Below are 25,306 nucleotides of genomic sequence, written 5' to 3' on the forward strand. Positions count from 1 at the left end.
GGTTTATCCGGACCACCCTTCTCCTCTGACTCTGACTGTAAACTTTCTGTAACAAATCCAGCACACACTTGTCGCCTGCATGGGCAACGCACTTCGTTGCGTCAGCGCCCCAACCCGAGCTTCGGAGACCGCGATGAGCACGCTGGAAAAGTTACTGGATATCATTCATGGCGGCCACATCACGGTTTTGTTCCAACCTATTGTTTCCACTGTGCAGCAGCGGATCATTGGTTATGAAGCTCTCAGCCGCGGCCCTTCCAATAGTCCACTGCATTCCCCAATGGTCCTGTTTGCGGCGGCGCGGCAATACGGCAAGCTGACCGAGCTGGAGATGCTTTGCAGGCAGAAAGCGGTAGAAGGTTTCAGCCAGCAAAAGCTGCCCGGCAAGCTCTTCCTCAACGTTTCACCGGAAAGCCTGCTGGAACAGCAGCATTATCCGGGTCGGACCCTGACAATGCTTGAGACGGTCGGAATGTCTCCAGAGCAGGTGGTTATTGAACTGACTGAACAAGCACCCATCGACAATTTCGGACTGCTCTACAGCGCCCTTCACCACTATCGGGACATGGGCTTTTCTATCGCCCTCGATGACCTTGGCGCGGGATACTCCAGTCTGCGGATGTGGTCGGAGTTACACCCTGAGTACGTCAAGATCGATAGACACTTCATCGACGGCATTCATATTGACCGGATCAAGCGAGAGTTCGTCGGCTCTATTCTCGATATGGCCAAAGCGTCCCGCGCCCATGTGATTGCCGAGGGCATCGAACTCCCTGAGGAGCTCGAGGTACTGCAGGACATGGGAGTGGACTGGGTTCAGGGCTACCTGCTGGGGCGCCCGGAAGCTCACCCAACGGCCTGCCACAAATCCATTATTGAGAAACTGGAGCCCAATGAGCAGCGATTGACTGAGGAGCCAGGATTGCACAGTCTACTGATCCAGGTCGACAGCGTGCGCCATAACGAAACGGTCAAGAACGTTCTGACCCGATTTCAGCAACAGGCCAGCCTCAACAGCCTGGCGATCGTCGACGACCAGAACAGACCGATCGGAACTGTGCACAGTCATCAGCTTGCCCAGGCCATGCTGCGTCCCTTCGCTGTGGAGGTTCAGAACCGCAGGCCCATCAGCCAGTTGATGGAGACCGAATGTCTGGTCGTCGACATACAGCAAAGCTTACAAAGAATCAGCCGCCTGTTGACCAGCCGTGCGCGCCAGCGCCTGGACGAAGACTTCATTATTGTCGACAACGGCTACTACCTGGGTCTGGGGCGGGTAATAGATGTTCTGCGACAGATAACCGAGCTGAAGATCCGACAGGCTAGGCATGCCAACCCCTTAACTCTCCTACCAGGCAATGTGCCGATCAATGAATGCCTTGGCCGCCTTCTGTCCAACAAACAGGAAGCACACCTGTGTTACGTCGATCTGGATGGTTTCAAACCATTCAATGACATCTACGGGTACGGTAAGGGAGATGAGGTGTTGCTGGGCCTGGCACAGATACTCCGGGATGTGTGTGACCCGCGCTGCGACTTTGTCGGGCATATTGGTGGAGACGATTTCATGCTGGTGCTGCGTAGTGCCGACTGGCAGGACCGACTCTATCTTCTGAACCAACGCTTCCAGAGCCTGTCACGACATTTCTATCGGCCGGAACATCTAGCCGACGGCGGGTTCGGCGCTCCCGACCGCGAAGGACTTTGGCGCAAGCATGATCTGTTGAGCATATCGGTGGGCGTACTCCATCTACCTGCCTGGAACCATGGCATTACCGATCCGGCAGAGCTTGCTGAAAAGGCGTCCCACGCCAAACACGAAGCAAAAAAGTCCAGGGGCTTCAGTATGGTTTGCAGACAGTTGGGGCAGAAGCCGGGCACTACCCTTAAGCCCATCGCCCTCTGAGGAGAGGCACATGTGATCGGCTAGCATAACGGCAGCTGAATACCGTGAGCGATCTTCCAATCCGATCCGTTCCCAGCTAGCTATCCGCGCGGCCCGAAGTTACCCACAAGTTCTGTGGATAAGTCTGTTAACAACTACTGGGAAACCCTCGGCATCCCCGTAGTACTGCGGCTCGCCATAAACTGAATGTTTTTTGATCAAAGAAAAAAGTTCATTAAAATCAATGAATTAAAAAGATTCGTGAAAAAACGCATGGGGTGGAAAGTCGGGGCTTGAGTGTTACCGAAGAATGTGCATAAGAGTAACACTGCATGCCCCGTGGAGAGCTGAATGCCGACACACGGGGCGTTACGCGAGTGTTACAGGTGAACTGGCAGGAATTGCTCCTGACCGGTTTACTCTTCGCCTGAGTCGTCTGACTGGATGCCCAGCAATTCCATTTCAAATACCAGAATGGAGTTGGGCGGAATCACAGGACTGGGGCTGGCTTCACCATAGGCCAACTCGCTGGGGATGGTTACCTTGAACTTGTCGCCCACGTTCATCAACTGCAGAACTTCGACCCAGCCGGGGATCACGCCACTGACCGGCAGATCAACGGGCTCGCCACGACTGACAGAGCTATCGAATACCGTGCCGTCAAGCAAGCGGCCTTCATAATGCACGGTTACGACATCGTCCGGACCAGGGGTAGCTTCGCCTTCACCTTCTTCAAGAACCTGATACTGAAGACCTGAATCGGTGGTAACTACACCTTCAACCTCAGCATTGTCTGCCAGAAAATCCACATTGGCCTTGGCAGCTTCCTCCCCAAGGCTTGCAGCACGTTCCTGTGCCCGTGTCTGCAGTGCTTCGAATGCGGCAGTCAGATCATCATCTCCAACCCGCGATTCCTCGCCAGCAAGGGCATCCTTCATTCCCAGGGCCAGAGCCTCAGGATCAATATCGTCCAAGCCATCGTTCATCAAGCTCTCGCCCATGTTCAAACCGATGCCATAGGAGGCCTGTTGGACTGGATCGGACAGCTCCGGCTCCTTCTCACACCCGGCCAGGGCAAAGATACTCAATGCAATACTGGCTGCCAGCAGATTTCGCTTCATGCTCACCTCAATAGACGCGCCCCAAAGGGCTAAGTTAAAAATCCGAGCTTAACAGGGCTATCGGTGCCAAGCTACCCGCACAGGAATCAGGGCAACAGCCCTATCCGACCAGCAACATTGACGTGCCAGGTTTTTTTAACCACCGTTACGTTCAGACCCGATGAACCCGATCCGTGGAAGCAGCAGATGAACAACGATCATGAGAGTCCAACAGTAGATGAATCTCCCGTAGCAAAGCGGCTGGACCTTAAACTCAGTGAAAAAGCCCGGCCTCTATTTGAACAAGCAGCCCAATTCGCACACGCCAAGGGATTATGGGTATCCATAAGCTCGAGCATCAACGAGCACGCAGTGGCTGAGCTGATCCTGAGCGCACGCTTTCCCGACGACGCGGCTCCCAGCGTCTATCGGCTCATTGCTGATGACGCCAAACAGACAGTCTTTCATGAGATGGAATTTGGCCGAAACAAATCGACCGACCGCCAGGAGACCCGACCCGCCGCACTAAACGACATGGTTATCGACACCCAACTTGAAACCTTCTTCAGCAAGGCCTTCGATTTGCACCTGGATTACCTGACCGACAAACAGCACCCCCCCGGCTTCTGGTAATACTGCATGCCGGCGCCAGCAAGCAGCCTCCGCGAGCAGGCGCCGCTACAAATCAGGTGAGAAAATCTGGTCATCACTGGTAATCGGGACCTGCTCCTTCATCCGCCAAGCCTGTCTCAACATCCATTCTTGTATCTATCTCGACGCCAATTCCAGGCACAAGGTTCAACCTGTATTTGCTCTCCAGCCCCCGCGTTAGATAGCCGAAACTTTTCCTCATACCCCCGGTCAGCTGAACTGAGAGCAACCTGATTTTCAGCTCAGGTTCCGATCTCACGAAAGCGCACGTTTCGTCTGGCAGAGAACGAAACCCGCCTTTCGCGAACAACCGTCGAAATGGGTTACCGGTCGAACTACCGGGCGAAGAACGAGCTACGGGGAAACCTGTATCGGAGGGGTGGCATGGGTAAGGCTATGGTAAGTCCAGGGTTGAGCGAGCTGGCACAACCAGTCACCGCGGTGGGCCGCGGAAAAGTGGAATGTCTGCAGAAGAACCGCAAGAAGATCTTGTTCGTGACCTCAGAACTTGCTGATCTGGCCAAAGCGGGTGGGCTTGGTGATGTGTCAGCAGCACTGCCACGAGCACTTGGACGCTTTCATTCAGTACGTGTGTTGATACCGGGGTATCCGCAAGTAATCAGCCGCGGCCACCCCATGGAAATACTCTGCGAACTGGAGGGTTATGCAGGCCTGCCAGCGTGCCAGATCGGGACCATGCTCCTGCCTGATGGACTGACAGTTTATGTGGTGCTCTGTCCCGAGCTGTATGACCGCCCCGGCACACCCTATGGCGACGAACACGGCCGCGACTGGCCAGATAACCATATCCGCTTTGCCCGTTTCGGGCTCGCGGCAGCTGCCCTTGCCTCAGGTGAGGTCTGCGCTGATTGGCAACCAGACCTGGTACATGCCCATGACTGGCCCGCGGGCCTGGCCCCTGCTTACATGGCCTGGCAGGGTCAGCGCACACCCTCGGTGTTCACCATTCATAATCTTGCCTACCAGGGCTTGTGCGATCTCAATTGCATGCCGGAGCTGGGGTTGCCTGCAGAGGCGGCAACTGAACAGGGCATGGAGTTTTACGGCAAGTTGTCCTTTCTCAAGGCGGGTATCAATTACGCTGATCACAACACCACCGTGAGCAGGAACTACGCCAGGGAGATCACCACAGCTGAATTCGGCTGTGGGCTTGAGGGCTTGCTCAAGTTGAAGGCAAGCACCGGCGGACTCACAGGCATTGCCAACGGGATTGATGAGTGCTGGCATCCGGACAGTGACAGCCGGCATCAATGGCCTGACAAGAAATCCAACACCCGGCACGTGGAAGCGATGTTTGATCTCGAGCCCAACGATGGCCCTCTGTTCGTGATCATTTCCCGTCTGGTCTATCAGAAAGGCCTGGACCTGATACCCCAAGTAGCGGAGGTGATCATCAAGGCAGGTGGTCGTCTGGCGATACTCGGCCAGGGCGAGGAGTCCGTCGAGACGATGCTCACGGAACTCGCTGGGCGCTATCCGCAGCGAATTGGTTTTCATCGCGGTTTTAACGAGCTCGACGCAAGGCGGATGTTTGCTGGCAGTGATTTCCTGCTTATGCCCTCCAGGTACGAACCCTGCGGTCTCAGTCAGAGTTACGCGCAATGCTTCGGATCACTACCAATTGCCAGACGTACCGGCGGCTTGGCTGACACCATCAAGGATGGCGAAACCGGCTTCCTGTTTGACGACAGCACCGCCGAAAGCTTTGCCGACGCAATAGTGCGAGCGACCCGTGTATATCGCCAACCCGATCTGCTTGAGGCCATGCGCCGCCAGGCCATGAATGCACCGCGGTACTGGCATCATGCAGCCAAGCCTTATGACAAGCTCTACCGCAAACTGATTAACGAGTCGCTGGGTAAAACAGGGCCGGCCGTTCGGGGGTCGGAGCACGGATGACCCGTCTGAATTATCAGCACGGCGCAATGCGCCTTGCTGACGGCAAAACGCGCTTTTCCCTCTGGGCTCCAAGCGCAGACAGCGTCAAGCTGCTGCTGGAAAGTGGAGCATCTCAGGAGATGCGCAGCGAAGCCGATGGTTGGTTCAGACTTGCTGCTCAATGCCCAGCAGATTGCGGATACCGTTATCTGATAAATGGACAGACGGAAGTCCCCGACCCCGCATCACGCTTTCAGCCCGATGGCGTAACTGGATTTGGTCAGGTCATCGATCCCCTCGGTTATCCGTGGTCGACGTCAGATTGGCGCGGCCGGCCCTGGCACGAAACTGTGCTGTATGAACTACACGCCGGATTATTGGGAGGCTACCAGGGTGTGGAGCAACACCTGCCAGACCTGGCCCGTCTGGGTATAACAGCAATTGAACTGATGCCCCTTGGTCAGTTCCCCGGAGAGCGAAACTGGGGTTATGACGGCGTGCTACCCTTCGCGCCCCAGTCCTCCTATGGCACCCCCGATGAACTCAGGCACCTGATCGATCGTGCCCATGAATTGAACCTGATGGTATTCGTCGACGTGGTTTACAACCACTTCGGTCCGGATGGCAACTATCTGAATGAGTATGCTGCGCAGTTTTTCCGCGAGGATATTTCCACACCCTGGGGCGCTTCAATCGACTTCCGCCGCCCCCAGGTGAGGAACTTTTTTTGCGAAAACGCGTTGATGTGGGTCCTGGATTACCGCATCGATGGTCTGCGTCTGGATGCAGTTCATGCGATCGGCGAAAGGGACTTTCTCATCGAGCTGGCAAAGCGCGTACGCCAGGCAACCCCACCTGGTCGCCACGTACATTTGGTGCTGGAAAACGAAAACAACGACGCAGCCTTGCTTGAACAGCATTTCGACGCGCAGTGGAATGACGACGGCCACAACGTGCTGCATACCCTGTTGACCGGCGAAGCCGAGAGTTACTACAGCGACTACGCCAGTGAACCGACGCAGAAGCTCGGCCGTTGTCTGGCAGAGGGATTCGTCTACCAGGGCGAGCTGAACCGTCGGGGCGAGCCCCGGGGTCAACCAAGCGCGCAGCTGACGAGTAGCGCTTTTGTGCTCTTTCTGCAGAATCATGACCAGACCGGCAACCGCGCTATGGGTGAGAGACTGACGGTGCTTGCAGATGAAAGGGCGCTCAAGGCCGCAACGGCTTTGCTGCTGTTGTCACCCATGATTCCCCTGCTGTTCATGGGCGAAGAATGGGGCTGCCTGCAGCCCTTTCTGTTTTTTACCGACCACAATCCGGCATTGGCCAAGGCAGTGCGCGAGGGCCGGCGCAATGAATTCTCCGAGTTTTCCAGCTTTGTGGATCCGGACCGGCGTGAAGCTATCCCTGATCCTAACGCCCTGGACACCTTTACTCGATCCATTCCGGACTGGGCCGAGCGTTCACTTCCGAATCACGAGCAATGGCGCAACCATTACCGGCATCTACTCGATCTCCGCCATACGCTAATCATTCCGCGACTCCCCGCAAGGCAATCGCTGGGCTGTGAGGTTCTGGCAAAAAAGGCCGTGGCAGCGACATGGCAGCTTGGTGACCGAAGTCTGTTGCATATCGACCTGAACCTATCTCCCGACCCGGTGCCTGTTAGAGAGCGCAATGGCGCTGACGTCATATTTCACTACGGTCTGAACCTGTGCGGCAGAGGGCATTCGACACTGCCGGCGTACAGCGTGGTCATCAGCATGGAATTCACTACATGAGCGACGCATCACTGGCCAGTCTGGCACGGGCCGCAGGCATCAGCACAAAATGGACTGATGCACATGGCATCCCAAAACAGGTCGGTACTGAAGCCCTTCACGCTCTGCTGCAGAGCCTCGGCCTTCCCGCCTTGGGTGAGCAGCAAATCCAAGCCAGCCTGGCCGAGCAACAGGAGCGCCTGAGGCGGGCGGCTGCCGGCCCGCTACTCGCCATGGTAGCGGACCAGGCGGTCACCTTGGCTGGCCGATTTGCTCCAGGAACCCCGTACAAACTTATTCTTGACGACGAACGCCGCTTGCATCGACGCCTGGACCACAACGCTTGCATCACCGGCATTTCCCAATGTGGCTACCACCAGCTATTGATTGAAGATCAATTACTAACCTTGGCAGTAGCCCCACCCACTTGCCAGAGCGTAGCGGACTTATGCGGCCGACCCGGGGCGCGGGTCTGGGGGCTGTCTACGCAGCTTTATTCACTGCGCCGACCCGGTGACTGTGGCCTCGGAGATACCGTGGCGCTTGAGCAATTGGCGCGTCAGGCAGGGAAGTTGGGTGCTGATGCCTTGGCCATCAGCCCGGTACACGCCATGTTCAGTGCTTCGAGCGATCAATACAGTCCGTACTCCCCTTCCAGCCGTTTGTTCTTCAACCCCCTGTACGCCGCCCCTTCCCGAGTCCTTGGTGAGGACGCGGTAAAGCATGCTGTAAACGAATGTGGGCTCGAGGACGAGCTCGCCAGGCTCGAGACTCTTGCGTTTGTTGACTGGCCCGCGGCGTCTGCGGCCAAACAGAAGGTTCTGCGCTGCCTGTACAGGCATTTCAGTTTCAAAAGCAACGAACTGACCCAGGACTTTGATCGTTTCTGCCGCAAGGGTGGCATTGCGTTGGAGCAGCATTGCCGTTTTGAAGCCCTGCATGCGTACATGTTGCAACACCAGCAGACCCCCAACTGGCAACAATGGCCAAAACCCTTCCGCGATCCCAACAGTACCGCCGTTGCACAGTTCGCCATTGAGCATGCAGCAGATGTCAGCTTTCACATGTTCTGTCAGTGGCTGATCAATTGTGGCTTGGAACGCGCGCAATCGGTCGCCCGCAACTCCGGTATGGCAATTGGTCTGATAAGCGATCTGGCCGTAGGCGCCGATGGCTCCGGAAGTCTTGCCTGGTCACGGCAGTCGGAGCTTCTCAGCGCCATTACGGTGGGGGCCCCACCCGACATCATCAATACTCAGGGGCAGAGCTGGGGAGTCTCGGCCTTCTCTCCGTGGGGCTTACAGGAGGGTGGTTTTAGCGCCTTTAAAGACATGCTCCGGGCAAATATGACTCACGCCGGTGGTATTCGCATCGATCATGTAATGGGGCTGAAACGGTTATGGGTGATTCCCGAGGGTGCCTCACCGGACATGGGTGCGTATCTCAATTACCCCTTTGCAACGCTGATGCATCTGGTGGCTCTGGAGTCCTGGCGCCATCAGGCAATCGTAATTGGCGAAGACCTGGGGACTGTACCCCGCGGAATGCGTGGGGAGCTGGCTGAACGCGGCGCATTGGGCATGCGTGTGTTGCACTTCGAGAAAAATGCTGAAGGATTCATTCCTCCCGAGAAGTGGCCCGATGATGCATTGGCAACTACGACCACCCATGATTTACCGACCATTCTGGGCTGGATTGCCGGACGCGACATCGAGTGGCGTGAAAAAGCCGGGCATCGTGGAGCGCAAGAGACTCAGTCTGATCGCGAGACCCGCGAAACAGAGAGGGCCGAATTAAAGACGGCGCTGCGTCAGGCCGGGGAGCTCCGCTGTGATCAGGAAGAAGCTGTGGAACAGCTCGACGCGTGCATCGGCTTCCTTGGAAAGACGCCTGCTCCTCTTGTATTACTGCCCCTTGAGGATGCGCTTGGGGAGCTGGAGCAACCCAATCTTCCTGGACCCGGCAACATCCATCCCAACTGGCGCAGACGGTTTACGGTAAATGCGGATTACCTTCTGAACAATGCCAGTGTGCAGGGCCGGCTGCAGCGGCTGAGTGAAGCACGTGCAACGCGTGAGCGTGAATCATCATGAATCACGAGACACTGATCGAACTCCGCGCGACCGCCAGAATGCAGTTGCATGCCGGCTTTACCCTTGATGACGCTACTGCACTGGTTGGGTATTTCGCGGATCTGGGTGTCAGCCATTTTTACGCATCCCCTCTCACCAGCGCTCGCCCAGGTTCGTTGCATGGCTACGACGTGATCGATCCGACCAGGATCAACCCCGAACTCGGCGGGGAAGCAGCACTGCAACGTCTTGTGCACGCCCTGCGCGAGCGTCAGATGGGGCTGATTGTGGATATTGTGCCCAATCATATGGCCGTCAGTGATGCCAATCCTTGGTGGCACAGCGTATTGGCATGGGGGGTTACAAGCCCTTATGCGGACTTCTTCGACATCAACTGGCACTCGGCTGACGCCCTGATGGACGGCCGATTGCTGGCTCCGTTCCTGGGCCGAGACTACGCCAAGGTACTGGATGCCGGTGAACTGCTACTCGATTTCGACGTAGCCAATGGCACCTTTTCGGTGAACTACTTCGACAATCGATTTCCACTGACTCCGCCCAGTTATGCGGACATATTGCACTGCAGCGACGACCTGCGGCTGAACGAACTAGCAGTGCGTTTTGCCGCGCTGGAAGGCTCTCGCCAAGCGCCGGAGCAGGCGCAGCACCTTTGTAAGGAACTGGCACAGCTCTGCGTGAACGACGCCCAGCTGGACCATTTGCGCCAGGCTATGAAGTCCTTCAGACATGAGGATTTGCAAGGCAACAATCGATTACATGCTCTGCTGGAACGTCAGCACTACCGGCTTGCCAACTGGCGTACCGCCGCAGACGAAATCAACTGGCGCCGCTTCTTCGATGTCAATGAACTAGTCAGTTTGAAGATCGAGTCTCCCGAGGTATTCGAGGCCGCACATGTAAAGATTTTTGACCTGGTAGAGCGAGGCCTGATTGATGGTCTGAGAATCGATCACATTGACGGCCTGGCAGATCCCCATTCCTACTGCCGCAGGCTAAGACGCCGCATCGAGGGGTTGCCGGGGCACCCACCGGGGACTCGTTTCCCCATCTATGTGGAAAAGATTCTCGGCGATGGCGAGGCGCTGCCGGTCGATTGGCAGGTGGACGGCACCACCGGCTACGAATTCATGAACCAGGTATCGCTTCTGCAACACGATCCGCAAGGTGCCCCGCCGCTGCAGCAACTGTGGGCAATTGAAACCACTCGCCCTGCAGACTTTTTGCAGGAGGTGTACGAAGCGCGGCGCCTGGTGCTCACACACTCACTGGCCGCCGATTTCGAGACGGTGGCGCAGGGTCTGATGGCCCTGGCACGCATGAATCTGGATACACGGGATCTGACGCTCAACAGCATACGCCGGGTACTGCTTGAGCTGATTGCCAACTTCAGCGTCTACCGAACCTACGCAGCTGCCTGTGGGCGCTCAGAACAGGACTGTCAGTATTATCAACAGGCGGCGCTGGCGGCGGATCAGAGGTTATGCGAGTCAGATAAAGATATTCTTGCCGCGCTGGATCACTGGCTTGGGGGAGAGAGCTTCAACCAGTTACCGCCAGGGCCCGAACGTCGCCTGCGCCAGCGTGTTTTGCGCCGCTTTCATCAGTTGACCTCCCCCGCGGCCGCCAAGGCAGTGGAAGACACTGCATTCTATCGTTCAGGGGTATTGCTTTCACGCAACGATGTGGGGTTCGATCCCGGGCATTTCAGTGCGTTAGTAGAGGCCTTTCATAACGTAAACCTCGAGCGCAATAAGTCGTATCCGCGCAGTTTACTCGCCACCGCCACCCACGATCACAAGCGCGGTGAGGATACCCGGGCTCGCCTTGCCGTCATCAGTGAACGGGCTCCCTGGTATATCGACAGGGTTCGCCAATGGAAACAGCTCGCCGCACCCTTGCGCAGCTCCGGCGCAGGAGTGAGAGCACCCTCGGCAGGTGACGAATTGATGCTGTATCAAACCCTGCTGGGCAGCTGGCCGCTGGACCTCGAGAGTACTAACCAGAGCGGTATGCGGGCGTACTTCGAACGTGTCGCGGGCTGGCAACAAAAAGCCCTCCGCGAGGCAAAACTGCTCAGCAGCTGGAGCACACCCAATAGCCCGTATGAGGACGCCTGCCGTGAGTTTCTCGCCGTCGTTCTGCTGGGCTCGCAGGGTCAAAGCTTGCGCGCGCAAATAGCGGATGCTGCCGCCGACCTGGCACCTGCAGGTGCGCTGAACAGCTTGGCCCAAAGCCTGCTACGGCTGACTGTTCCCGGCGTACCAGACCTTTACCAGGGTGCTGAATTCTGGGACTTCAGTCTGGTTGACCCGGACAATCGCAGACCCGTCGACTACTCCACGCGCCAGGCCGCGTTTGCTGAGGAGCACTCGGCAAATCAATTGCTGGAAAACTGGAAGAACGGGCGGATCAAGCAACAGCTTATCGGCCGTGCTCTCGATTGGCGGCGCGAGCATGCAAGCCTTTTCCGGCACGGCAACTATCAGCCCCTGCAAACCATCGGCGAGCACGCCAACAAACTGTGCGCTTTTGCCCGCGAATACGAGGACCGCAGCATCATCGTTGTTGTGCCCGTGCTGGTCGCGTCCTTGCTTGGCGATGCAAGCGATCCGCTGGTACCGGCGAAACAATGGGGTGATACCGCAGTACAGCTGCCTGCGCACCTGCACAAGCGCAGGCTGGAAAACCTGCTGGCAGCCGAAACAGTAATGGAACGCAGCGGCCAAATAGCTGCCAGTGAATTGCTCGCACGGTTTCCTGTCGGTTTCATATCCGTTCAATCCGATGGCCTTGAGGAGCACCAATCATGAGTAACGGACAAGATAGGCGCTATGAAGACTTCCTGGCCCAGCAGCAATCACGAGTGACCGAAGGCCAACCGTTCCCGTTGGGTGCCACCTGGGATGGCCTGGGCGTCAATTTTGCGCTGTTCTCAGCCCATGCGACCCGGGTGGAATTGTGCCTGTTCGACAGCACGGGTGAGAACGAGCTGGAACGGATCGAATTACCCGAATACTCCAACGAAATCTGGCATGGGTACCTGCCGGATGCGCATCCGGGCCAAATTTATGGCTACCGGGTGCACGGGCCATATGAACCCGAGGCAGGTCATCGCTTCAACCATCACAAGCTGCTGATCGACCCCTACGCAAAGCAGCTCGTAGGGAGCCTGCAATGGTCGGAGAGCCTGTTTGGCTACACCATTGGTTCAGCCGATGGAGATCTCAGCTTTGATGAACGTGACAGCGCTCCTTTTGTACCCAAGGCCAAGGTGATCGATCCGGCATTTACCTGGGGGCATCTGCACAACCCCCGCGTGCCCTGGAGCCAGACCGTGGTGTATGAAACCCATGTGCGGGGCATCAGCATGCTCCACCCGGACGTGCCCGAGAACCTACGCGGTACCTATGGTGGGCTGAAAACTGCCGAGCTGATAAGCCATATCAAGTCCCTGGGCGTCACCAGTGTGGAATTATTGCCAGTCCATGCCTATGTCAACGACCAGCACCTGCTAGAAAAGGATCTGAACAACTACTGGGGCTATAACAGCATCGCTTTTTTTGCGCCCCATCCCGAATATTCGGCCAGCGGACGCATCAGCGAATTCAAGGAAATGGTCGCACAACTTCACGACGCCGGTCTCGAGGTATTCCTCGACGTGGTTTACAACCACACAGCCGAGGGTAACGAGCTGGGGCCGACCCTGTCGATGCGCGGCATAGATAACGCGACCTACTACAGGCTGATGCCGGACGAAAAGCGCTACTACATCAACGATTCCGGCACCGGCAATACCCTGGACCTGGGGCACCCCTGCGTGTTGCAGATGGTCACCGACTCCCTGCGCTACTGGGCGACTGAAATGCGGGTTGACGGCTTTCGGTTCGATCTCGCCACCATTCTCGCCAGACATGCCCATGGCTTTGACGAGCGACACGGTTTTCTCGTTGCCTGCCGCCAGGATCCAGTCCTCAGTGAAATCAAATTGATCGCTGAGCCCTGGGACTGTGGCCCGGGCGGCTACCAAGTGGGTGGTTTCCCGCCCGGCTGGATGGAGTGGAACGATCGGTACCGAGATACTGTACGTTCTTTCTGGCGTGGCGACGAAGGGCAGATAGGTGAACTGGCCAGCCGTCTGACCGCCTCGGGAGAGTTCTTCAACCAACGCGGCCGCCGGCCCTTTGCCTCCGTCAATTTCGTCACGGCCCATGACGGATTCACCCTGCGCGATGTCGTCAGCTATGACAACAAGCACAACGAGGCCAACGGCGAAAGCAATCAGGACGGCAGTGATCACAACTATTCCTGGAATCATGGCGAGGAAGGCCCAACCGAAGACACTGACATACAAGAGCTGCGACTGCGCCAGATGCGCAACATGCTGGCCACCCTGATGCTGTCTCAGGGCACGCCCATGCTGCTTGCCGGTGACGAGTTCAGTCGTACGCAGCAAGGCAACAACAATGTCTATTGTCAGGATAACGAGCTGGGCTGGGTAAACTGGAACCTGGACCAGGAGGGTCGCAGCCTGCTGAAATTTACTCGCAGACTGGCGCAATTGCGCAGCGCCTATCCGATTCTGCGTCGCGGCCGCTTTCTGATTGGCGAGTATGAAGAGGAGCTTGGCGTCAAGGACGTCACCTGGCTGGCGCCGGACGGCAGCGAGATGGCCGCGCAGCAATGGGAGGATCCTCAGGCCCGCTGTCTGGGCATGCTGATGGACGGACGCGCCAGACCCACGGGCATCCGTCGTGGTGGACACGATGCGACCCTGTTGCTGATCCTTAACGCTCATCACGAGCCTGTCGGCTTCCACCTCCCAGAAGTGGTTCAGGGCGCCTGGTGGCATTGCCTGCTGGACACCAGCCGCCCTCGCCTGCGGTCGGGTGAACGACACGAAATGGGAAATGAATATGAGGTTCTCGAGCGCTCCCTGATGCTCTTCGAATTACAGAAAGAGGAGGAGGACTGATCAGGTCCGAAGAGCCAATTCGGGCCTGAGCCAGGCCTTAACTATGCCTGAACTATGCCTGAACTATGCCTGAGGTTGCCGGTCGTAGATTTCATGAAACACCCGTTTCCTTAATCAACGTACCGGTACAACCAAGGTAATCCAGGATCAATGAGTCACGCTTGCAATCCAGCTCCAGAGCCCCGGCAGCTTATAGCCTTTGACCTTCGCCTACTCTTGGGCCTGACTGCGCAAGATGCACGCCAAGCAGGAAGTGAGCACGCCCCATGACGATAATGAGTGTTGAGCGTAAGCCCACGGCCATGGCTTCACCGGTGAACAGGCTGCGTATTCTTACCGTGAACACGCACAAGGGTTTTACCTGGATGAATCGGCGTTTCATCCTGCCCGAGCTGCGTGAAGCCGTTCGCACCCAGTCTTCGGATGTGGTCTTTCTTCAGGAAGTGCTCGGGGAAAATATCAAGCATGGCTCGCAGTACTCAAACTGGACTCCGGTGCCGCAATACGAGTTTCTCGCTGACAGCATGTGGCCAGATTTTGCCTATGGCCGAAATGCCGTGTACCCCCATGGTCATCACGGTAATGCCCTGTTGTCCAAATTTCCGATCTTGCGCTATCAGAATCTCGACGTGAGCGTCAGCGGCACCGAAGAACGCGGGCTGTTACACGCCGTGCTCGACGTTCCAGGACACAAGGAAGTACATGCCATTTGTGTTCATCTGGGGCTTCGCGAACACCACCGCCAGGAGCAACTGGGGCTACTGAGCGATCTAGTCAACCGCTTGCCGGCAGGTGCCCCGGTCATCGTCGCAGGTGATTTCAATGATTGGCGCCAGCGCGCGGACCGGTATCTGGCAGACGCTGGCATGCATGAGGCCTTCGTCAGCGAGTTCGGCACACCGGCCAGAAGCTTTCCTGCCCGTTGGCCTCTGCTTTGTCTGGATCGAATCTATGTTCGTAACGCTACCTTCCGGCATCCGGAAGTTCTGTCCAAACGTCCATGGTCGCATTTGTCTGACCATGCCCCCCTGGCGGTCGAGGTTCTTTTATGAAGGCGCACTGGTGTGACGGCAATCAGGTGGAATTATTGATAAACGGCGAGGCTTTTTTTCCCAGCGTGTTTGAGCGCGTTCGCGCTGCGCGTGAAGAAATCCTGCTGGAAACCTTCATTCTGTTTGAGGACAAGGTCGGGCGCGAGCTGCAACAGGTTCTGATCGAAGCGGCTAAGCGCGGTGTACGCATCGAGGTGCTGGTGGACGGCTACGGTACCGCCGATCTGAGCACGCCCTTTGTCAAGGAAATGACCGAAGTGGGTATCAGTGTTCACATGTTCGACCCGCAACCCAAGTTGCTGGGTTATCGAACCAACCTGTTCCGTCGCCTGCACCGCAAGATAGTGGTCATAGATTGCCAGGAAGCCTTCGTTGGCGGGATCAATTTCAGTGTCGACCATCTGGCCGAATCCGGCCCCATGGCCAAACAGGATTACGCCGTGCTGGTACGGGGCCCGATTGTGGCTGATATTCACAGGGCAAGCATGGATCTGTTTCACCGCACCCGCAACAGTGCCCCTGACTGGACTGACCGCAGCGAGCATAAGGTCCAACGTCGCGCGGGAGGCGCCAGTATGCTGCTTTCCATTCGTGACAATGACCATCATTTGCGCGATATCGAAGCACAATACATGCGGGCCATCCGCTCGGCGGATCATCGCCTGGTTATTGCCAATGCCTATTTTTTTCCCGGCTACCGATTGATGCGTGCTTTGCGGGTCGCAGCCAAGCGGGGGGTGAATGTTGTGCTCATTCTTCAGGGTCAGCCAGACATGCCCTGGGTCCGCCTTGCCAGCCAGTTCCTCTACGGCTACCTGCTACGATCGGGGGTGAAAGTATACGAGTACTGTGAGCGGCCATTGCATGGCAAGGTGGCACTGGTAGACCGTGAGTGGTGTACCGTCGGCTCGAGCAATCTTGACCCCTTGAGCCTGTCACTCAACCTTGAAGCGAACCTGATGATTCGCGACCATGCGCTCAATCAACAACTTTTCGAGCATCTCAACAGGTTGGCCGACGCCAAATGCAACGAGATCACGCTTGAGGAAGTTAATCGGGGTGCCTGGTGGAAAACCCCCGTGAGCGTGCTCTGCTTCCACTTCCTGCGCCATTTTCCTGCCATGGCAGGCATGTTGCCTGCCCACACTCCGCGGCTGGAACCCCTTACGCCAGGCGCAGAAGAAGCCGAAATGATGGAATTGAACCAGGATAAACCCTCATGAGCGTAGCGGCAGAGGCCAGGCAAAAAAAACCGAAACGCAACAAATGGTTCTGGATCAAACGCCTGACGACCATCGCCTTTTTCATCCTGATTCCAACCCTACTGTATTTTCAGGCGCGCAATATCGATTGGCAGGAAGTTGCAGCAACACTGCGAACCTATCCTCCAGGTATCCTGATAATTGGCGCTGGCATCGCGCTGGTCAGCTATTTTGTCTATTGCGCTTTTGATCTGCTGGGTCGCTATTACACCCGGCACGGGTTGCCAGTGAAACAGGTCGTTCCCGTGGCCTTCGTTTGCTATGCATTCAACCTGAACATGGGCGCGCTGGTGGGTGGCGTAGCTTTTCGTTATCGCCTTTACAGCAGGCTCGGGCTTGACGTGCCAACCATTACCCGTGTTCTTACCTTGAGCATGATCACCAACTGGCTGGGTTATATCATACTGGCTGGCGGCATATTCGCCCTTGGATTGATCACGTTGCCCGAGAGCTGGGAGATCGGTGGAACCGGTTTGCGCATACTGGGCGTTGGGCTGTGGATCGTTGCTGCGGCGTATTTGCTTGCCTGTGGACTATCCAAACGCCGCAGTTGGCACTGGCGTGGTCACGAAATACTGCTACCCCCTCTGCGAATGGCATTGGTCCAGGCTGGCCTCGGAGCGCTTAACTGGTCATTGATGGCGTTGCTGATCTATTTGATGATGCCCGAAGACGCCTTCTATCCAACGATATTGGGTATTTTGATGATCAGTAGCATCGCAGGCGTAATCACGCATATTCCGGCGGGCCTGGGGGTGATCGAGGTGGTGTTTATTACCGCATTGCAGCATCAGTTTGCCAAGAGCGAATTGCTTGCGGCTCTGATCGCGTATCGGGCACTGTATTTCATATTGCCCCTGGTCATAGCCTGCATTATTTACATGGTTCTGGAGAATAGATCCAAGACGCTACGCAACCAGCAATAAGGATCACAGCCGAACAGGCTGTGGCTGGCTGCCCACAGCTTGCCGACCTTTGTTCAGGCTGCTGGCTTGAGTATCAGAGTGGCCAGGGGCGGCAGATCGAGTAGTATCGATTGCGCTTTGCCATGGGCTTCCCGCTGTTCCGTTGCGAGACGACCCAAGGGACCGGCTGCAGAGCCCTGATAACGTTCGGCATCACTGTTGAGTAATACCTCCCACTCTCCGACAGCGGGCACGCCTACACGATAATTCGCCCGAGGCGTAGGCGTAAAGTTGTGCACCACCAGTAACGGCTCGGCGCCCTCCTCCCCCTTGCGCAACCAGGCAAAGACGCTATTGGTCCAGTCATCACCAATCAGCCATTCAAAACCCGCTTCGCTTTCGTCCAACTGATGCAGAGCGGGCTCCTTACGGTAGAGCCCATTGAGGTCCTGCACGAGGGTCTTGAGGCCACGATGCTCGCCGTATTGCAGCAGATACCAGTCCAGCTGGCCGTCATGATTCCATTCACGCCACTGACCAAATTCACACCCCATGAAGAGCAGCTTCTTGCCTGGATGACTCCACATGAAACTGAAATACAGTCGCAGATTGGCGAACTTCTGCCAGCGATCCCCCGGCATCTTGTCGAGCAGGGATTTTTTACCATGGACCACCTCATCATGGGAGATGGGCAGCATGAAGCGTTCGGAAAACGCATACAACAGCCCAAATGTCAGCTCGTGATGGTGATGGCTGCGGTACATCGGGTCCTGGCTGACGTACCCCAGGCTGTCATGCATCCAGCCCATGTTCCACTTGAAGTCGAAGCCTAGTCCGCCCTCACGTGTAGGACGGCAGACGCCTGGCCAGGCAGTCGACTCCTCGGCAATCACCAACGCACTCGGCACCTCGGTACCGACCACGTCATTGAGATGACGCAGAAAATCGATTGCCTCGAGGTTCTCACGACCGCCATGACGGTTGGGTATCCATTCACCTGCTTTGCGTGAGTAGTCGCGATAGAGCATTGAAGCAACTGCGTCAACGCGCAGGCCATCGATATGATAGGTCTGCAACCAGTGCAGGGCTGACGCGATCATGAAGCCATGCACCTCGTTGCGGCCAAGGTTGTAGATACAGGTGTTCCAGTCCTGGTGGTAACCCTCGAAAGGATGCTCGTACTCGTACAGCGCCGTACCGTCGAAACGCGCCAGACCATGCTCATCGTTGGGAAAATGCGCTGGCACCCAATCCAGAATCACGCCGATTCCAGCCCGATGGCAGGCATCGACAAAGCCGGCAAAATCATGGGGTGAACCGTAGCGGGCCGTAGGGGCGAACTGCGACAGTGGCTGATAGCCCCAGGACCCGCCAAAGGGATGTTCCATAATGGGTAACAGCTCGATATGGCTGAACCCAAGCTCCTGCACATAGGGAATCAGCTCAGCGGCCAGTTGCTGCCAATTGAGCGGCACACCTTCATCATGGTCCTCACCTGCCCTGTGTCGCCAGGAACCCGCGTGCAATTCGTAGACTGCCAACGGCTCCTGGTGCGGATGCGCCTGATTGCGCCGTCGCATCCAGTCATCGTCATGCCAGTCAAAGACGAGCGGTGAGGCCACCACTGACCCGGTTTGCGGGGGTAATTGTGCGGCCAGTGCCACCGGGTCAGCCCGCAGTGGCAGCACACCCTGTTCACCCAGAATCTCATATTTGTAGACCTCTCCGGGCCCCAACCGCGGAATGAAGATTTCCCACACGCCGGCTGACCGGTGTAACCGCATTGGGTGCCGGCGGCCATCCCAGCTATTGAACGGACCAACCACAGAGACCCGTCGTGCGTTGGGCGCCCAAACAGCAAAACGCACACCCTTGATACCGCCGCAGGTGCTAACTTGCGCGCCGAAGACCTTGCCCAATTCCCGATGATTACCCTCGCTGAACAAATAAATATCCAGCTCTCCCAGCTGTGCAGCAAAGGCGTACGGGTCCTCGGTTTCCTGCACCGCGTCGGGCCAATGAATCCGTAAGCGGTACTCGCAAGGCTCAGACAGTTGAATGGTGAACAGACCCGATATCTCACCCGGTATCATGTCGCCGATGATTTCTCCATTGCGCGCATCAAGCAGCTCAACTCGTGGCGCCCCTGGTTGGTAGGTGCGGATAACCGTGCCTGTTCCCTCACTATGCGGCCCCAGCAATGCAAAGGGATCACCATGTTCTGCGCGTTCAAGCGACTGGAAAGCCGTTTGCCGACTAACATTCGTCGTTGCCCCCGATTCATTCATTTTCATCACCGATCTCCAGGCGCGACCTGCTCAGTTCCACTAATCCCCGCAGTGGCACGTTCAACCACTCGGGGCGGTGGTGGGCTTCGTAGAGAATTTCGTAAGCTGCCTTCTCTATACCGAAAAGGGCAAGGGCCGCATCTTCACCTCCTTGATCAATCCAGGCATGTGGAAGCTCAGCCGCAGCAAGCCGATAGGCGGCCATGAAAGCGTCGCGGGTTTGTGCAAGATAGGAAGAAACGATAGTTGCCCGCGCCATGTCAGCCTCAGCCGAGAGGTCAGTGCCATGTGCATCCCGAGTTGCCAGCGCAGCTGCATAATCAAAGGAACGCAGCATGCCGCTGACATCCTTCATGGGGCTGAGGTGCATCCTGCGTTCTTGGAGGCTGCGCGATGGCTCGCCCTCAAAGTCAATAAAGTAAGCATCCCCTTTCACCACGAGAGCCTGGCCGAGGTGCAAGTCACCGTGCACCCGAATGCGCAGGCCGCCTTCGCTGCTGCGCGCCAGCCGGTCGATCAATTGCAGCACTGCCGTGCGATGGGACTTGAGCCAATCCAGATCGGCTACGGCATTGTCAGGCAAGCGGTCCTGATGCCTGCATGCTGCATCAATCGCCTCGCCAACCTGCGAGGATATATTTCTAGCCCACCCACTAACGTCTTCCGCTGTGCTTGATAAGTGGCCAAAATCAGCATTGTCCGTGGCCCGAGCAAGCAAACTGTGCATCTCCCCCAGGCGCTGACCCAACATGGACGCAAAAGCAGAGAGCTCGGCCAGCGCCGTGTACTGGCTTTCCATGGTCGACACGCCGCCAGAAAGCTCGTCGCGCACCGCCCGTCCGAGTGTGTCCTGGGTCCACTGCCAGGCGTCGCCCTGACTGTTGAGATAACCCTGCAGTACCATGAGGGTATGCGGCACACCCTCATGGTCGACACGCCGCACTTCGCCCAGCAAGGGTGCGACATTGGTAAAGCCGGCTTCGGTGAGATAACCACCCATTTCGGTTTCGGGATGGATACCAGGCATGACGCGACGGATTACCTTGAGCATCATGCGCTCACCGATAACCAGCGAACTGTTTGATTGCTCGGCGGAGCTGAGGCGAATCTCTTCGTCAGACCTCTCTTCAATTGCCTGCAGCAAAGGGCCGGGTAAAAACTGGATTTCCTGCTCATCGCTCCTTATCACCTCGCCGCTGCGCAGGCTGCTCACAACTGTTTGAGCGAATCGGTCAAGGGCCACCGCATCGGTCAGGAGTCCAACACGATCAAAGCGCCGCAAACGAGCCATGGCCAGAGCTACAGCTTGACCCGCACCATTGCCTGCTCGCTGCTCGTCGATGAAGCCCATCGGCAGTTGATAAAGGTTTGTGCCACTAGCGCCATGCACTTTTATCTCACCGAGTACTGTCATTTCGGCAGTCGGTCCGAATGGAATTGCATAGAGAAGTTCAACCCGGGTGGCACTCTCCCCCTGCCCGGCAAACCAGCGCCGACTGCCCAGGTAATCCGGTAGCGACTCGTGTTCAAGAATCTTCCTGCAGGATTCGTTCATCAGCTCGCTGAGGTCACGCTTGACTACCAGGGTGCGCAGCTCCGGCATCGGTTCCGTAGTCGGGGTATGCCAGGCGGGCATCTGAGCCTCCTCGGCGAGCAGGAACCAGAAGAAACCGTAAGGCGCCAGTGTCAGCAGATAATTGAGTTTGCCGATCGGCGGGAAAGACGTCCCACCGACCATCTCCACGGGTACCGATCCCTCATAGGCAGCCAGCTCCAGCTCTGCGGCCTGAGCCGAGCGTGACAGATTGGCCACACACAGAATGGTTTCCTTGTGGCCCTCATCGCTTTCATACTCACGCACATAGGCGATTATCCGTCGATTGGACGGTGCCAACATTTTCAGGGTGCCGCGGCCGAAAGCCTTTTGCTGTTTGCGCACCGCGAGCATACGGCGCGTCCAGTTCAGTAACGAGTGCGTATCGCCCAACTGGGATTCCACGTTGATCGTCTGGAAACCGTACAGAGGATCCATGACCGGAGGCAGTACCAGGCTGGCCGGGTCAGCCTTGGAAAATCCGCCGTTACGGTCGATAGACCATTGCATGGGCGTGCGCACGCCATCACGGTCACCCAGAAAGATATTGTCACCCATCCCGATTTCGTCACCGTAATACAGCGTCGGGGTGCCCGGCATGGACAACAACAGGCTGTTGAGCAGCTCGATCCTGCGGCGGTCACGCTCCACCAGCGGCGCCAGGCGCCGACGTATGCCCAGGTTGATTCGCGCCCGACGATCGGCCGCGTAGTAGTTCCAGAGATAATCGCGCTCACGGTCGGTAACCATTTCCAGGGTCAGCTCATCGTGGTTGCGCAGGAAGATGGCCCACTGACAGCCCTCGGGAATCTCTGGTGTCTGACGCAGGATGTCGGTGATTGGGAAACGATCTTCCTGGGCGATGGCCATGTACATGCGCGGCATCAATGGGAAATGGAAGGCCATATGGCATTCGTTGCCATCGCCGAAGTACATCTGGGTGTCTTCCGGCCATTGATTGGCTTCGGCCAACAGCATCTTGTCCGAATAGTGGGCGTCCACTTCGGCGCGGATCTTTTTCAGTACCACGTGGGTTTCCGGCAGGTTCTCGTTATTGGTGCCATCGCGCTCGATCAGGTACGGAATGGCATCCAGCCGCAGGCCGTCAACGCCCATATCCAGCCAGAAGCGCATGACGCTGAGAACAGCCTTGAGCACCTGGGGATTGTCGAAGTTCAGATCCGGCTGATGGGAGTAGAAACGATGCCAGAAGTACTGACCGGCCACAGGATCCCAGGTCCAGTTGGATTTTTCGGTATCGAGGAAGATGATCCGGGTGCCGTCGTATTTCTGGTCGGTATCAGACCAGACATAGAAATCCCTGGCCTTGGACCCCTTGGGTGCATGCCGCGCCTTCTGGAACCAGGGATGCTGGTCGGAGGTGTGGTTGATCACCAGTTCGGTAATCACCCGCAGGCCGCGCTTGTGTGCCTCGGCAATAAATTTGCGGGCGTCGCTCATTGTGCCGTAGTCCGGGTGAACACCGCGGTAGGCAGCAATGTCATAGCCGTCATCGCGCCGTGGTGACGGGTAGAACGGCAATAACCAGATGGTATTGACGCCCAGATCGGCGATGTAATCCAGCTTCTGAATCAGACCGGCAAAATCGCCTATTCCGTCATTGTTCGAGTCAAAAAAGGATTTGACGTGTACCTGGTAGATCACCGCGTCCTTGTACCAGCTAGGGTCATTGAGAAAGGTGACCTTGTTGTCTTCACTCGCATTCATTACGTAGCTTCCTCATGATGCCGGGCGGATGCGCCAGATGCCGAAGGGCATATGCCAGGGCTCGATGCGCATCCATTGAGTCTTGCCGTACCAGGTCCAGGTATGCCCCGTCATCAGATCCTCGCCATGCATATGCGCGTCGTCGGGCAAGCCGAACTCCCAGAGTGGCAGATCGAAGTGGGCCTCCTGCGCGTTATGCGGATCGAGGCTGATGGCGACCAGTACGAAATTGGACAGGTCGTCTGTACGCTTGCCAAAAAACAGGATGTTGTCGTTCCAGGCGGTGTAAGCCTGAAAACCCAGATGGGTCTGCAACGCCGGATTCTGCCTGCGGATCAGATTGAGGCGGCTGATCTCCGCAACAATGTTGCCTGGGGCGTTATAGTCGCGTGGGCGAATCTGGTATTTTTCCGAATCCAGGTACTCTTCTTTACCCGACAGCGGCGCTGACTCACATATTTCAAAACCCGAATACATTCCCCATAGACCCGAACCCATGGTCGCAAGGGCCGCACGGATGAGAAATCCCGGGCGTCCTGAGTGGTGCAGAAAGCGTGGATTGATATCAGGCGTATTGACGAAGAAATTGGGGCGGTAGCAATCGCGCCACGGCGCCTCATTAAGCTCGGTAAAATAGCTCTCGAGCTCGTACTTGGTATTTCGCCAGGTGAAGTAGGTATAACTCTGGCTGTAACCCACCTTGCCCAGACGCGCCATCATCGCCGGCTTGGTAAAAGCCTCTGCAAGGAACATCACATTCGGATGATCGGCACGAATATCAGCAATCAGCCACTCCCAGAATGGCAGGGGTTTGGTGTGCGGGTTATCCACGCGAAACAGGGTTACACCGCGCTGGACCCACCCCAGCACCACATCGCGTAATGCCAGCCAGAGATCCGGGACTGAGTCCTTCTGATAGAAATCAACGTTGACAATGTCTTCGTACTTTTTCGGCGGATTCTCGGCATGTCGGATAGTGCCGTCCGGGCGCCAGCTGAACCAGCCGGGATGCTGCTTGATCCATGGGTGGTCAGGCGAGCACTGAATGGCAAAGTCCAAGGCGATTTCCAACCCTTGCCTCCGTGCCTGCCTCACTAGCTCAATGAAGTCATCGAGCGTACCCAGCTCGGGATGAATAGCATCATGGCCACCGTCGGGACTGCCAATGGCGTATGGGCTGCCTGGATCACTCTCGCCAGCAACAAGTGCGTTGTTGGGCCCTTTGCGGTGGGTGCGTCCTATGGGATGAATCGGAGGAAAGTACAGCACGTCAAAACCCATGCGACTGATTTGCGGCAACCTGGCGGTAACATCGCGGAAGGTACCGTGGCGAGTCTGTTCAGAGGTAACCGACCGCGGAAAAAGCTCATACCAACTGGCAAACTGCGCCAGTTGACGCTCAACCTCCAAAGGGTAGGCGCGGCTGAACACCTGGTCCGCCCGCATACCGTGCTCGCGCAGGGTCTCCAGCGTCTCAGTTGAGAGAAAGAAGGCCAGTTGCTCGTCCCTGGCATGGGCAGCGTTCATCTGGGCCACCACCCGCTCAAGAACCTGTGCACTTTCAGGCGCTGCCGACTGAGCAGCTGCGCGCACCAACTGCTCACCTTCCCTGAGTTCAAGCGTTATGGGCACACCTGCTCGGTACTTCTTCTCCAGCTCATCCTGAAAAGTGGCGAAAGGGTCACGCCAGGCTTCGATGACATATACGAACTTGCCCGGTTGCTCGGGCACAATAGTGGCTTCCCAGTGGTCATTCCCCAAAAAGGTCATGGGTGACATATGCCAAAAGGAGTCGTTCAAACGGCGCCAGTGCAGATGGACCGCCAGCTTCTCGTGGCCGTCGGTGAACACAACGGCACTCACATTTGCCCTCTGCCCTTCAATACATTTAACGGCAAAGCGGCCCTCATCAAGTACCGGTGACACGGACTCGATGGCAATACGGGGTAGCGTCACCGCATCTTCTACTGTGAGCCCTAGGGCGGGATATTCACTCTGGTTGCCTGAAGCTGACAATGACATTGATGACCCCCTGAAAACACAGGATGAAAGTATCCGTTTCCCTTCTTTTGCTGCTTACAAGAGATGACTGGCGCACCGGCGGCTAGTTCAACGAA

14 protein-coding genes are annotated in these 25,306 nt (G+C 56.9%); 10 read left to right on the forward strand and 4 right to left on the reverse strand.

From position 1 onward, the window contains the following. The first annotated feature begins 133 nt into the window (after positions 1-133). On the forward strand, positions 134-1,906 hold the full coding sequence (locus FZF01_RS07705) for an EAL domain-containing protein (protein ID WP_150277578.1): 1,773 nt from the start codon (positions 134-136) through the stop codon (positions 1,904-1,906). 395 nt (positions 1,907-2,301) lie between these two features. Here FZF01_RS07705 and FZF01_RS07710 read toward each other — a convergent pair whose 3' ends face one another. Then, positions 2,302-3,006 carry an FKBP-type peptidyl-prolyl cis-trans isomerase gene (locus tag FZF01_RS07710; RefSeq protein WP_150277579.1) on the reverse strand — a complete coding sequence of 235 codons (705 nt, stop codon included), beginning with the start codon at positions 3,004-3,006 and terminating at the stop codon, positions 2,302-2,304. Between the two features lie 186 nt (positions 3,007-3,192). Here FZF01_RS07710 and FZF01_RS07715 point away from each other — a divergent pair, with 186 nt between their 5' ends. The 9 genes from FZF01_RS07715 (at position 3,193) to FZF01_RS07755 (ending at position 17,600) form a co-directional block, all read left to right on the forward strand. Further along, complete coding sequence (locus FZF01_RS07715) at positions 3,193-3,618, forward strand: hypothetical protein (protein ID WP_150277580.1); 426 nt, start codon at positions 3,193-3,195, stop codon at positions 3,616-3,618. 402 nt (positions 3,619-4,020) lie between these two features. Further along, positions 4,021-5,556, forward strand: a complete 1,536-nt coding sequence (gene glgA, locus FZF01_RS07720; protein ID WP_150277581.1) for a glycogen synthase GlgA — start codon at positions 4,021-4,023, stop codon at positions 5,554-5,556. Beyond that, the gene (gene treZ, locus FZF01_RS07725; RefSeq protein ID WP_150277582.1) at positions 5,553-7,316 is read left to right on the forward strand and encodes a malto-oligosyltrehalose trehalohydrolase; all 1,764 of its coding nucleotides are present in this window, start codon (positions 5,553-5,555) and stop codon (positions 7,314-7,316) included. The genes glgA and treZ overlap by 4 nt, the downstream gene beginning before the upstream one ends. Beyond that, entirely contained in the window at positions 7,313-9,388 is a 2,076-nt protein-coding gene (malQ, locus tag FZF01_RS07730) for a 4-alpha-glucanotransferase (RefSeq protein WP_150277583.1), read from the forward strand. The genes treZ and malQ overlap by 4 nt, the downstream gene beginning before the upstream one ends. Positions 9,389-9,399: 11 nt before the next feature. Next, complete coding sequence (locus FZF01_RS07735) at positions 9,400-12,198, forward strand: malto-oligosyltrehalose synthase (protein WP_150277876.1); 2,799 nt, start codon at positions 9,400-9,402, stop codon at positions 12,196-12,198. Beyond that, entirely contained in the window at positions 12,195-14,360 is a 2,166-nt protein-coding gene (gene glgX, locus FZF01_RS07740; protein WP_373286409.1) for a glycogen debranching protein GlgX, read from the forward strand. The genes FZF01_RS07735 and glgX overlap by 4 nt, the downstream gene beginning before the upstream one ends. A 275-nt stretch (positions 14,361-14,635) precedes the next feature. Further along, positions 14,636-15,412: an endonuclease/exonuclease/phosphatase family protein gene (locus tag FZF01_RS07745; protein WP_150277878.1), complete on the forward strand. Its 777-nt coding sequence runs from the start codon at positions 14,636-14,638 to the stop codon at positions 15,410-15,412. Beyond that, a complete protein-coding gene (gene clsB, locus FZF01_RS07750) occupies positions 15,409-16,635 on the forward strand; it encodes a cardiolipin synthase ClsB (protein ID WP_150277584.1) in 1,227 nt (408 codons plus the stop codon). Before FZF01_RS07745 ends, clsB begins: the two co-directional genes overlap by 4 nt. Beyond that, positions 16,632-17,600, forward strand: a complete 969-nt coding sequence (locus FZF01_RS07755) for a lysylphosphatidylglycerol synthase domain-containing protein (RefSeq protein WP_150277585.1) — start codon at positions 16,632-16,634, stop codon at positions 17,598-17,600. The genes clsB and FZF01_RS07755 overlap by 4 nt, the downstream gene beginning before the upstream one ends. A gap of 53 nt (positions 17,601-17,653) precedes the next feature. Here the strand turns inward: FZF01_RS07755 and glgB are convergent, their stop codons facing one another. From glgB to FZF01_RS07770, 3 genes are read right to left on the reverse strand one after another with little or no spacing between them, the layout of a single operon-like run. Further along, a complete protein-coding gene (gene glgB, locus FZF01_RS07760; RefSeq protein WP_223825439.1) occupies positions 17,654-19,873 on the reverse strand; it encodes a 1,4-alpha-glucan branching protein GlgB in 2,220 nt (739 codons plus the stop codon). Further along, positions 19,860-23,189 (reverse strand): maltose alpha-D-glucosyltransferase, encoded by a 3,330-nt coding sequence (gene treS, locus FZF01_RS07765; protein ID WP_150277586.1) that lies wholly within the window; start codon positions 23,187-23,189, stop codon positions 19,860-19,862. Before treS ends, glgB begins: the two co-directional genes overlap by 14 nt. Before the next feature lie 12 nt (positions 23,190-23,201). Next, a complete protein-coding gene (locus tag FZF01_RS07770) occupies positions 23,202-25,211 on the reverse strand; it encodes an alpha-1,4-glucan--maltose-1-phosphate maltosyltransferase (RefSeq protein ID WP_150277587.1) in 2,010 nt (669 codons plus the stop codon). Positions 25,212-25,306: the final 95 nt, after the last annotated feature.

The sequence above is a fragment of the Halopseudomonas salina genome (assembly GCF_008641105.1).

Bases quoted from the DNA above. Each gene is read 5' to 3' on its own strand.
- glgA (WP_150277581.1), top strand. From the start codon at position 4,021: ATGGGTAAGGCTATGGTAAGTCCAGGGTTGAGCGAGCTGGCACAACCA.
- glgX (WP_373286409.1), top strand. From the start codon at position 12,195: ATGAGTAACGGACAAGATAGGCGCTATGAAGACTTCCTGGCCCAGCAG.
- treZ (WP_150277582.1), top strand. From the start codon at position 5,553: ATGACCCGTCTGAATTATCAGCACGGCGCAATGCGCCTTGCTGACGGC.
- FZF01_RS07715 (WP_150277580.1), top strand. From the start codon at position 3,193: ATGAACAACGATCATGAGAGTCCAACAGTAGATGAATCTCCCGTAGCA.
- FZF01_RS07705 (WP_150277578.1), top strand. From the start codon at position 134: ATGAGCACGCTGGAAAAGTTACTGGATATCATTCATGGCGGCCACATC.
- treS (WP_150277586.1), bottom strand. From the start codon at position 23,189: ATGAATGCGAGTGAAGACAACAAGGTCACCTTTCTCAATGACCCTAGC.
- FZF01_RS07755 (WP_150277585.1), top strand. From the start codon at position 16,632: ATGAGCGTAGCGGCAGAGGCCAGGCAAAAAAAACCGAAACGCAACAAA.
- clsB (WP_150277584.1), top strand. From the start codon at position 15,409: ATGAAGGCGCACTGGTGTGACGGCAATCAGGTGGAATTATTGATAAAC.
- glgB (WP_223825439.1), bottom strand. From the start codon at position 19,873: ATGAAAATGAATGAATCGGGGGCAACGACGAATGTTAGTCGGCAAACG.
- FZF01_RS07745 (WP_150277878.1), top strand. From the start codon at position 14,636: ATGAGTGTTGAGCGTAAGCCCACGGCCATGGCTTCACCGGTGAACAGG.
- malQ (WP_150277583.1), top strand. From the start codon at position 7,313: ATGAGCGACGCATCACTGGCCAGTCTGGCACGGGCCGCAGGCATCAGC.
- FZF01_RS07710 (WP_150277579.1), bottom strand. From the start codon at position 3,006: ATGAAGCGAAATCTGCTGGCAGCCAGTATTGCATTGAGTATCTTTGCC.
- FZF01_RS07770 (WP_150277587.1), bottom strand. From the start codon at position 25,211: ATGTCATTGTCAGCTTCAGGCAACCAGAGTGAATATCCCGCCCTAGGG.